Annotated in this window: 12 protein-coding genes and 1 tRNA gene; 5 read left to right on the top strand and 8 right to left on the bottom strand. The window is 65.5% G+C overall.

Annotated elements, in window-relative coordinates; translation table 11 throughout:
* Window positions 1-12: 12 nt before the first annotated feature.
* The gene (locus AM2010_RS00605) at window positions 13-1320 is read right to left on the bottom strand and encodes a NupC/NupG family nucleoside CNT transporter (protein WP_047805432.1); all 1308 of its coding nucleotides are present in this window, start codon (window positions 1318-1320) and stop codon (window positions 13-15) included.
* A gap of 128 nt (window positions 1321-1448) precedes the next feature.
* On the opposite strand from AM2010_RS00605, the gene AM2010_RS00600 reads away from it, so the two are divergent.
* Window positions 1449-2123: a queuosine precursor transporter gene (locus tag AM2010_RS00600; protein ID WP_047805431.1), complete on the top strand. Its 675-nt coding sequence runs from the start codon at window positions 1449-1451 to the stop codon at window positions 2121-2123.
* Between the two features lie 30 nt (window positions 2124-2153).
* Here the strand turns inward: AM2010_RS00600 and AM2010_RS00595 are convergent, their stop codons facing one another.
* Both AM2010_RS00595 and AM2010_RS00590 read right to left on the bottom strand, forming a co-directional pair.
* Window positions 2154-2414 (bottom strand): hypothetical protein, encoded by a 261-nt coding sequence (locus AM2010_RS00595; RefSeq protein ID WP_047805430.1) that lies wholly within the window; start codon window positions 2412-2414, stop codon window positions 2154-2156.
* Between the two features lie 61 nt (window positions 2415-2475).
* Window positions 2476-2940: an Lrp/AsnC family transcriptional regulator gene (locus AM2010_RS00590; RefSeq protein ID WP_047807556.1), complete on the bottom strand. Its 465-nt coding sequence runs from the start codon at window positions 2938-2940 to the stop codon at window positions 2476-2478.
* Window positions 2941-3066: 126 nt separating this feature from the next.
* On the opposite strand from AM2010_RS00590, the gene AM2010_RS00585 reads away from it, so the two are divergent.
* Complete coding sequence (locus AM2010_RS00585) at window positions 3067-4128, top strand: Leu/Phe/Val dehydrogenase (RefSeq protein ID WP_047805429.1); 1062 nt, start codon at window positions 3067-3069, stop codon at window positions 4126-4128.
* A 14-nt stretch (window positions 4129-4142) separates the two neighbouring features.
* Window positions 4143-4445, top strand: a complete 303-nt coding sequence (locus tag AM2010_RS13870) for a hypothetical protein (RefSeq protein ID WP_082132751.1) — start codon at window positions 4143-4145, stop codon at window positions 4443-4445.
* On the opposite strand, the gene AM2010_RS00580 is transcribed toward AM2010_RS13870, so the two are convergent.
* Window positions 4434-4509, bottom strand: a tRNA-Trp gene (locus tag AM2010_RS00580). The genes AM2010_RS13870 and AM2010_RS00580 overlap by 12 nt on opposite strands.
* Before the next feature lie 95 nt (window positions 4510-4604).
* On the opposite strand from AM2010_RS00580, the gene aat reads away from it, so the two are divergent.
* Complete coding sequence (aat, locus tag AM2010_RS00575; protein ID WP_047805428.1) at window positions 4605-5300, top strand: leucyl/phenylalanyl-tRNA--protein transferase; 696 nt, start codon at window positions 4605-4607, stop codon at window positions 5298-5300.
* Here the strand turns inward: aat and AM2010_RS00570 are convergent.
* The 4 genes from AM2010_RS00570 to AM2010_RS00555 form a co-directional block, all read right to left on the bottom strand.
* Window positions 5219-5743: a DUF2155 domain-containing protein gene (locus tag AM2010_RS00570; RefSeq protein ID WP_047805427.1), complete on the bottom strand. Its 525-nt coding sequence runs from the start codon at window positions 5741-5743 to the stop codon at window positions 5219-5221. The two genes, aat and AM2010_RS00570, sit on opposite strands and share 82 nt — an antisense overlap.
* A 2-nt stretch (window positions 5744-5745) precedes the next feature.
* Entirely contained in the window at window positions 5746-6144 is a 399-nt protein-coding gene (locus AM2010_RS00565) for an NADH:ubiquinone oxidoreductase subunit NDUFA12 (protein ID WP_047805426.1), read from the bottom strand.
* A gap of 61 nt (window positions 6145-6205) precedes the next feature.
* Entirely contained in the window at window positions 6206-6697 is a 492-nt protein-coding gene (locus tag AM2010_RS00560; protein ID WP_047805425.1) for a DUF192 domain-containing protein, read from the bottom strand.
* A gap of 13 nt (window positions 6698-6710) precedes the next feature.
* Window positions 6711-7280, bottom strand: a complete 570-nt coding sequence (locus AM2010_RS00555) for a regulatory protein RecX (protein ID WP_047805424.1) — start codon at window positions 7278-7280, stop codon at window positions 6711-6713.
* A 135-nt stretch (window positions 7281-7415) separates the two neighbouring features.
* Between AM2010_RS00555 and AM2010_RS00550 the strand changes: the two genes are divergently transcribed.
* Complete coding sequence (locus AM2010_RS00550) at window positions 7416-9170, top strand: fatty acyl-AMP ligase (protein ID WP_047805423.1); 1755 nt, start codon at window positions 7416-7418, stop codon at window positions 9168-9170.
* Window positions 9171-9178: the final 8 nt, after the last annotated feature.

Here is a 9178-nt window from a genome sequence, read left to right as displayed (position 1 = left end):
TCTACAGTAGGCTCAATACGGCAGGAACAGGCCGGCCAGCGCCGCGCTCATCAGGTTGGCCAGGCTGCCCGCGGCAAGCGCGCGCAGGCCGAGCCTTGCGATTACCGGGCGCTGATTCGGTGCAAGCCCGCCCGTAACCGCCATCTGTATGGCAATCGAGGAAAAGTTGGCAAAGCCGCACAGTGCGAAAGTCACGATCGCGCGGCTGCGATCGGTCAGGGTGTCGAGCTGGCCCAGTTCGATGAAGGCGACGAATTCGTTGAGCACGATCTTGGTCCCGAACAATCCCCCGGCGACGCCCGCTTCTTCCCATGGCACGCCGATCAGGAACATGACGGGGGAGAAGACCCAGCCGAGCGCCATCTGGAACGACAGCTCGGGCATACCGAACCAGCCGCCAACCGCGCCCAGCAGGCCATTGGCAAGCGCAACGAGCGCGACGAAGGCGAGGACCATCGCGCCCACCGCCACGGCCAGCTTCACGCCGGTCTGCGCGCCCTGGGCCGCGGCCTCGATCACGTTGGCGGGGCGCTGGCCTTCCTCGAACGTCTCGGCCACTTCGACCTCGTGCGCCCTGCCGCCTTCGGTGATCGCCGCCGGGCCTTCGGCACTGATCCGGGTGCGCGGCAGGGCGATTTCGCCCTCCGCCTCGGGCGATTCCTCTTCTTCGTCGGGCATGATGATCTTGGCCATCAGAATGCCGCCCGGGGCGGACATGAAGGCGGCGGCAAGCAGGAACGGCAGGTATTCCGCGCCCAGCAGCCCGGCATAGGCGGCCAGGATCGTGCCCGCGACGCCCGCCATGCCCACGCTCATCAGCGTGAACAGCCGGCTGGGCGCTAGCGCGGCGAGATAGGGGCGCACGACCAGCGGGCTTTCGCTCTGGCCGACAAAGATGTTCGCCGCCGCGCCCAGCGATTCGACCCGGCTGATCCCTGTCACCCAGGCAATCGCCCCGCCGACCCAGCGCACCACCCGCTGCATGATGCCGAGGTAATAGAGGATCGAGACGAGCGAGGCGAAGAAGACGATCACCGGCAAGGCGCCCAGCGCGAACGTATTGGCCAGCGGATTGTCCGCGCCGAACAGGAATGCGGTGCCCGCGTCGGCATAGGATAACAGCGCGGCGACCCCTTCGCTCATCGTCCTGATTACGGCCCGCCCCCAAGGCGTTCGAAGGACGAGAAAGGCCAGCAAAGCCTGCAATGCGAACGCGGCGACCACGATCCTCGGCCGAATGCGCCGCCGCGCCGTGGAAAGCAGAACGGCAATCGCCAGGATCGCGACGATCCCGAGCAGGCTGGCAACGACTGGGTGCATAAGGCTGAAAATCCGTTTGCTCGCACAAGGGCAATATCCCTCTCTTGCCTGCCACGCATCCACAGTCAAACGCGCGCACCCGTTTGACCACGCTTCCCTTTTTGCCCGTCTGCCCATAATCCGGGGCGATGAACGACACGACCGCCAGCCATTCGCCCGCGCCTTCGCTGCCCAATTCGCTGTTCGTCTTTGCCCTTCTTTATGGCGGGATGACCGTGCTGGCGGGGTTTCTGGCGGTGAAGCAGGTCATGCTCTGGCCTACCGGGCTGGGGGTCGAAGCCGGCATCTTCGCCTTCCTCGTGCTGGTTGTGCTGTCGAGCGCGACCGCGCAGGTCCATGGCTCTGCAGCGGCCAACAGGCTGGTGGTCTGGGGCTTCCTGCCGCTGGCGGTGTCGATCGTACTGATCCTGCTCGTGCTGCGCCTCCCCGCCGATCCGGCGATGTGGCCTGAAGGGCTGGAAGCGTTCCAGATGATCCATGCCACGACCCCGCGGATCATGGCCGCAGGGCCGGTCGCCTATCTCGTTTCGCTGCTGCTCAACGTCTGGATATTCTCGCGCCTGCGCGGCAGTGGGGAAGCCCAGGGCAGTGTCGGACTGATGATCCGGGGCGCGATTGCCTCCGCGCTGAGCCAGGCGATCGATTCGGTGATCTTCATCACGCTTGCCTTCGGTGGGGAGCGCGAGATTGGCTCGCTGATTGCCGGGCAGGCGCTGGCCAAGATCGTATTGTCGCTGGTGCTGGTGCCGTTCCTGATCGCGATAGCGGTCAAGATCGCCCGCCGGCTCGATCGCACCGTCTGAGCGAACGGCTGGCGAACATCGGCGCCGGCGCTAGCCCGGCTTCGACGCGTCGAGCATATCCATGAAATTGCGCGCCGCGTCCCGCTCTGCCGGGTCTTCGAAAGCAATGTCGAGATCGGGCGCAGCGCCGAGCATGTGCAGTAGCGCCCAGAGCGCGAAACGCTTGCCCGCGTCCCGTTCCAGGCCCAGATCGACCTGGCACCGCTCGATCCCCGCGGCCAGCGCCGCCGGGCTTATCGCCGCGAAATCGTCGGTCGCGAAATAGCGCCGCAGAAGATCGTCGAATTCCATCGCGGGCAGGCCTAGAGCGCAGCGCCCGCGCCGGCAAGCACACTCGCCTGCCCGGCCAGCATCATGGCAAGGGCAGCTCGTTGGTCGCCTTGATCTCGGACAGGGCGACGGTGGAGTGGATTTCCTGCACGCCCGAAAGCTTGCTCAGATGTTCGAAGAAGAACCGCTCGTAGGCGTCGATGTCCCTGGCCACGATGCGCAGCATGAAATCCATCGTGCCCATCAGAACATAGGCATCGAGCACTTCGGGAAAGGCACGGATCGCGGCGCTGAATTCGTCGAGATTGGCCCGCCCGTGGGCGTTGAGCTTCACTTGCGCGAAAACATGGGCGTTCAAGCCGACCTTGCGCCGATCGACCACCGCGATCCGCTTGCGGATATAGCCCTCCCGCTCAAGCCGATCGATCCGCCGCCAGCAGGGTGAAGGCGAAAGCCCCACCCGTTCCGCGATCTGCGCCGTGGTTTGAGCCGCGTCTCGTTGCAGTTCGCGGAGTATCTTTGTTTCAAATCGATCTAGCTGGGTCATCCATGCCTGATATTCGGGACATTCGGGATAATCCATCCTCAACATCCTGCTTTCGGGATGAACGGGACCGGGTTTGTTCGGTGCGACGGTGCAATACTCCGGCCACCGAACATGGAGACGATTGCAATGGTTACCCGCCCCGCCCGCCTGACACCGCCCGTTCAATGCGTGCCACTGCACGATCCCGAAAGCCGGCTGGAAGGTGTGATCGTGATCCATTCGACCGCGCTCGGCCCCGGCGCCGGCGGTTGCCGTTTCTGGAGCTACCCCGACATGGACCGGGCGCAGGCCGACGCGCTGCGGCTGGCCGAAGGGATGAGTTACAAGAACGCGCTGGCCGGCCTTCCCCTTGGCGGTGCCAAGGCAGTGCTGCGCCGTCCCGAAGGCGATTTCGACCGCTCGCGTCTGTTTCAGGCATTCGGCAGGGCCGTTGCGGAGCTTCGCGGCGCTTATGTGACGGCGGAAGATGTCGGGACGACGGTGACTGACATGCAGGATATCGCCCGCGCCACGCGGCATGTCGCCGGCCTGCCAGCCAGAACCGGGCGGGCGGGAGGTGACCCCTCGCCCTGGACCGCCCAGGGCGTGTTCGAATCGATGCACCAGGCGGCAGAGATCGTTCTGGGTCGCGACCTCGGCGAACTGACAGTCGCCGTTCAGGGCGTCGGCAACGTGGGCGCAGACCTGTGCCGCCGCCTGGCCGAAGCCGGCGCACGCCTGATAGTCGCCGACGTCGATCCGCAGCGCTGTGAAAGTCTGCGCGTACAGTACGGCGCGACGGTGTTGCCGGTGAATGCCATTGTCGAGGCGGAAGCCGATGTCTTCGCACCCTGCGCACTGGGCGGGGTGCTGAACGACCATAGCGCCGGGCGTATCGCAGCGCGGATCGTATGCGGTGCGGCGAACAACCAGCTGGCTCAACCGGAAATGGCGGAGACACTGCGCCGGCGCGGCATCACCTACGTGCCCGACTATGGCGTCAATGCTGGCGGTATCATCAGCGTTTCGGCCGAGTATCTGGGTGAAGGCACGGATGAGGTCGCTCGGCGCGTTGCAGCAATTGCACCGCGGGTTGGCGCCCTGCTCGAACGCGCCGCGCACGAAAAACGCTCCCCCGCCGCAGTCGCCGACGATCTGGCCGAAGAAGTGATCGCCAGCGCGCAGCGGCCCGCAACGGCAGCGGCCTAGCGCCGCTCGCGCCAATGCACCGGTTTCGTATCCACACGCTCGCCGATCCGGAGGCGCTGGCACGTGTGGTCGGCGCCTTCGCCCGGCGGGGTATCGTTCCTCTCGCTCTTCGCGCCAGGCGCGAAGGCGACGAATGCCGGATCGACGCGGACATTGCCGGGCTCAGCCCCCAACAGGCAGCGACCATCGCCGCCGGGCTGGGCGAGACATTCACAGTTCTGTCGGTGAGGCTCCAGATCGAAGGCACTAAGCCCCCGTCGACCGAAAGGCCGACAATGCAGTCTTTGATGATGAAGGAAGACGCCTGGCAGGGGTGACAGGATTCGAACCCGTGGCCCTCGGTTTTGGAGACCGATGCTCTACCAACTGAGCTACACCCCTGCAGGCGGAGCCGCCCTCTAGAGCCAAGCGCCGGCGATGGCAAGGCGGCACGGGCTCTAGGCACCCGGCTTCGCGGGCGGTAGAGGCCGCCCATTATGCACGCGCCCGCGCAAGGCCCGATCCCGCCCGATCTTCTGCTGCATGCTTATCGCAACGGCATTTTTCCGATGGCCGACAGTCGTGAGGACGACGAACTGTTCTGGATCGAACCGCGCCGGCGCGCGGTCATTCCGCTCGACGGTTTTCGCTGCGCGCGATCGCTGCGCAAGGTCCTGCGGCGCGATGCCTATACGGTCACATGCAATACTGCATTCGAAGAGGTTCTGCGCGCCTGCGCCGCCCCGCGCGACGACAACGAAGGCACCTGGATCAACCACCGGATAGAAGCGAGCTTTGCCGCCCTGCACCGGGACGGCCATGCCCATTCGATCGAATGCTGGCAGGGGGCGGACCTTGTCGGCGGCCTCTATGGCCTTGCGATCGACCGCACATTCTGCGGCGAGAGCATGTTCAGCCGGGCCGACAACGCTTCAAAAGTCGCGCTCGCCTGGCTCGTCGCGCTGATGCGGCGCGCGGGATTTATGGTGCTCGACTGCCAGTTCATGACCGCCCACCTCGCTTCGCTCGGCGCGGTCGAAATCCCGCAGGCCCGCTATCTGGCCTTGCTCGAAAGCGCGCGCGGCGCGCCGGACCTGAGCCTGCCGGCAGCCTATTCGTCGCTGCTGGCGGAGGCGGAGCCGTCTTCCTCGCCCGGGAAGCTCATCGCGCAATCCTTCACCCAGACGTCGTAGATCGGGTGTTCTACGACATTGAGGCTGGGCGAATTGCGGAACAGCCAGCCCGAGAAGACCTTGTCCCAGCGGCCTTCGTCCGATGCGGCATTGTCGCGCACCAGCACTTGCACGAAAGCCCCCGTCTCGCGCGGCATTTCCCACGGCGCCGTGCGCTCGCAAGCCGCGAGTCGCACGATCACGTTATCCACCCGCCGCGATTCGCCCGGTTTCATTTCCAGGTCCTGCGACAGGTTGTTGCGTTTGTTGAGCAGGCCGATCGTGGCAACGCGCTGATCCATCGGCGTGCCTTCGACATCGTCCACCACCTCGGGGATGTCGTCCGCCGCGATGTCGGCGGGAACCTCTGTCTCGACCGCGTCAGGCGCCGGCGGGTCCTGCGCGTCGGGCGAGCAGCCGGCGAGCGCCACCGCGAAGGGCAGCAGCCCGGCCAGTGCGCGCATGCTCAACTGTCCGGCGACCACGCTTCGTAATCGCCTGTCGCCGCCGCCCGGCGGCCGCCGCGCTGCAATGCGCCCTGCGGCAGATAGGCCGCCTGCGTGCCGGTTGCGTTGGGGGTGTAGTCCACTTCCCAGATTCGCGCCGGGGGCAGGTGGCTTTCGGGCACGTCGTCGAACGCGCCGTGCAGCCAGCCGTGCCATTCGGCCGGAACCCGGCTCGCATCGTTTGCGCCTTCGTAGATTACCCAGCGCCGTTCGCGCCCGCCGGACGGCGTCTTGCGCGCGCGGTAATAGCGGTTGCCCTGCGCATCGGTGCCGACCTGTTCGCCGTGGCGCCAGCTATCCAGCAACGTGCCGATGGTCGCGCCATTCCACCAGGTGAAGATTTTGGCCAGGAATTTCATGATGCGGGCGGTTAGCCGATTCGGCCCGCGTGGCCAAGCGCCCAATCGTCCTGCCGGTGCATTACCATATCACCCGGTCGCCCGGCTCGATCCCCAATTCGGCCGCCCGACCGCCGCGAAGCTCCAGCACGGCACTCGTCAGACCGACGGCAGACACGGATTCGAGCGAGTAGGGGACGGTGCGCGCTGCAATATTGATGATCCGCCCGTCCTCTCCGATAAAAATGATATCGAGCGGGAGCGGCGTGTTCTTCATCCAGAAGCTCGCAATATCGGGCGGGTCGCGTGGAAAGATCATTCCCTCGTTCGGCCCCAGTTGCGTGCGGAACATAAGCCCTTGGGCCTGTTCGCGCGGAGTCTTCGCCACTTCCACGGCGAATTCGCGCCGCCCCTCGTCCGTCTCCACCGCCAGTTCGACGATCTCCAGGCCGGAAACGGGGTGCCGTAGCCCGGCCGTTTCGCCCTCGGGCGCTGCAGTGGCAGCAGCGCCGGCGCCGGCCTGCGGAGAGCAGGCGGCGAGCGCCAGGACGAAAGCGGGAATCATGCGGCGCATCGGCAGTCCTCTATCAATCTTCCTCGGCAGCGGCTTCGGCGGCCCATTCTTCCGCCTCATCCTCGCCTGCTGCCGTCACTACAGCGCGGGCGATGTCGAATCCATGCCCTGCGCGCACGAGCGCGGCAATCTGCTTCTCGCGCCGCTCGCGGTCCGGTAACTCGGGGGCGAAAGGACCGAAACGCCGTTTGCGCGCCAACCGCAGCGCCGCTGCCCGGCGTGCACCTTCCCCCGGCTCGACGGCATCGCGCAAGGCATCGTCGATCCCCGCGCTGCGCAGCGTTTCGTCGATCCGCCGCGCCCCGTATCCGCGCCGCAGGAGCCCGGCGGCCCTGCTGCGGGCATAACTTTCGTCGTCGATATAGCCGCGATCGGCAAAGCGCGCTGCAATTGCGGCGGGATCGGGCGGCTCGTCCCCTTCCCAGCCGCGTTCGCGCAATTTCCGTACCAGATAGGCTTCCAGTTTGGCCGTGCTGGTGGCGAAACGGGCGACATAGCCAAGAGCAAGCTCCTCGATCCGCAGGGGATCGAGCGGCCTTGGTGGACGGCGTTCCCGCCGCTTGTTCATGCTGTGGTCGGCCATGTGGCCTTATTCGTGCCACACTCGTTGGGAAATGGGAAAGTTTGAAACGTCGCCCTGCACGGGATAAAGAGCGTCGCTTATAGGGGACAATGCACGCGCCATGTTGCGCGCAAATGACGGGTACCGCCTCCAGACATGACCGAAACGAACCAGATTCCGACACCGAACGACTGCGCTCTGCCGCGCCGCCGGTCGGACTTCGCGACCTTTAACGAGGCGATCGATTACGCCGCGCAGAGCGAGAAGGGGCTCAATTTCCACGATATGCGCGGCACGCTTGAGCGGCCCTACCCCTACCGCGACATGCGCCGGGATGCACTGGCGATGGCCCGGCGGCTGGTCGCTGCGGGCATAGGGAAAGAGGACCGCGTTGCCCTGGTCGCCGAAACAGGGCCGGAGTTCGCGGCCCTGTTCTGCGCCTGCGTCTATACCGGTGCCTGGCCGGTGCCGCTGCCGCTGCCGACCAGTTTCGGCGGCAAGGAAAGCTATATCGACCAGTTGGCGGTACAACTGGAAAGCTGCGATCCCAAAGTTCTGATCTTTCCCCCCGAAATCACCGAAATGGCGCAGGCCGCCGCCGATCGGCAGGGTTGCGAAGGGATCGACTGGGACAGCTTTGCCGAACGGGACGCGCCCGATTGCGATCTGCCCGAAGCGCAGCCGGACGACATCTGTTATCTCCAGTATTCATCCGGTTCGACCCGGTTCCCCACCGGTGTGGCGGTGACGCACGAGGCGCTGCTACATAACCTGTTCGGCCATGCGACCGCAGTGGATCTGGGCGAAAACGACCGCGTGGTTTCGTGGCTTCCCTGGTATCACGACATGGGCCTGGTCGGCTGTTTCCTTTCGCCGATCGCGAACCAGGCCTCTGTCGATTATCTCAAGACCGAACATTTCGCCCGCCGCCCGCTCGCGTGGCTCGATCTGATCAGCCGTAACAAGGGCAACACCCTCTCCTATTCCCCGACATTCGGGTACGACATCTGCGCGCGCCGGATTTCCAGCCAGAGCAGTGTCGCCGAACGGTTCGACCTTTCGCGCTGGCGCACGGCCGGCAACGGGGCGGACATGATCCGGCCCGACGTGATGCAGAATTTCGTCAACGCCTTTGCCGATGCAGGCTTCAGCGCGGGGGCCTTCACCCCGTCGTACGGCCTGGCGGAAGCGACCCTGGCGGTCACCGTCATGCCGCCGGGCGAAGGCATTCGCGTGGAGCTGGTGGAAGAAGAACGCCTTTCCGGCACCCGCGCCGATTTCTCGCGCCCCGCCCGCTATCGCGCGATCGTCAACTGCGGACAGCCCCTGCCCGGCATGGAAGTCGAGATTCGGGGCGAGAACGGCCAGGCCAAGGGCGATCACAAGATCGGCAAGGTCTGGTGCCGGGGCAAGAGCGTGATGCATTCCTATTTCCGCAACGAGGAAGCGACCAGCGACTGCCTGGTCGCCAAGGAAAACGGCGAAGTCTGGCTCGACACCGGCGACATGGGTTACATGGCCAATGGCTATCTGTTCATCGTCGGCCGGGCGAAGGACATGATTATCATCAACGGCAAGAACCACTGGCCGCAGGATATCGAGTGGGCGGTGGAACAGCTCCCCGGCTTCAACCACGGCGATATTGCGGCTTTCGCGGTCGAAACCGAGAACGGCGAGGAAGCGCCTGCCGTGCTGGTCCATTGCCGCGTGTCCGACCCGGAAGAACGGGTGCGCCTGCACGAGCAGATCCGCGACAAGGTGCGTTCGATCACCGGGATGAACTGCGTCGTCGAACTGGTCCCGCCGCGCACATTGCCGCGCACCAGTTCGGGCAAGCTCAGCCGGGCGAAGGCGAAGCGCCTGTACCTCGCCGGGGAGATCCAGCCGCTACAACTGATGCAGGCGGCCTGACCGCCCCA

Source organism: Pelagerythrobacter marensis, from assembly GCF_001028625.1.
Lineage (GTDB): Bacteria > Pseudomonadota > Alphaproteobacteria > Sphingomonadales > Sphingomonadaceae > Pelagerythrobacter > Pelagerythrobacter marensis.
Note: the sequence above shows the minus strand (reverse complement) of the source record. Positions and strands in the feature narration are given on the sequence as shown.